At 47.0% G+C, this 285-nt stretch carries 1 protein-coding gene; it reads left to right on the forward strand.

Annotated elements, in window-relative coordinates; translation table 11 throughout:
* On the forward strand, positions 1-241 hold a 241-nt coding region (gene rplQ / locus AAEY88_RS12970; RefSeq protein WP_350563043.1), incomplete at its 5' end, for a 50S ribosomal protein L17.
* Positions 242-285 lie beyond the last annotated feature (44 nt).

Here is a 285-nt window from a genome sequence, read left to right on the forward strand (position 1 = left end):
GGCTAAGACTGACAGTGTAGCAAATCGCCGTTTAGCGTTTGCTCGCACGCGTGATAATGAAGTTGTTGGTAAGTTATTCAGTGAAATCGGTCCACGTAACGCGGATCGTCCAGGTGGTTACACTCGTATTCTTAAGTGTGGCTTCCGTACTGGTGATAATGCACCAATGGCTTATATTGAACTAGTTGGTCGCCCAGCGACTAGCGAAGCAGTTCAAGAAGACGCACAGTCTGCAGAGTAAGTCTTAAAGAAACCTAAAAGCCGAGCCTATGCTCGGCTTTTTCT

It is taken from the genome of Psychrobacter sp. CAL346-MNA-CIBAN-0220 (genome assembly GCF_040309805.1).
Lineage (GTDB): Bacteria > Pseudomonadota > Gammaproteobacteria > Pseudomonadales > Moraxellaceae > Psychrobacter.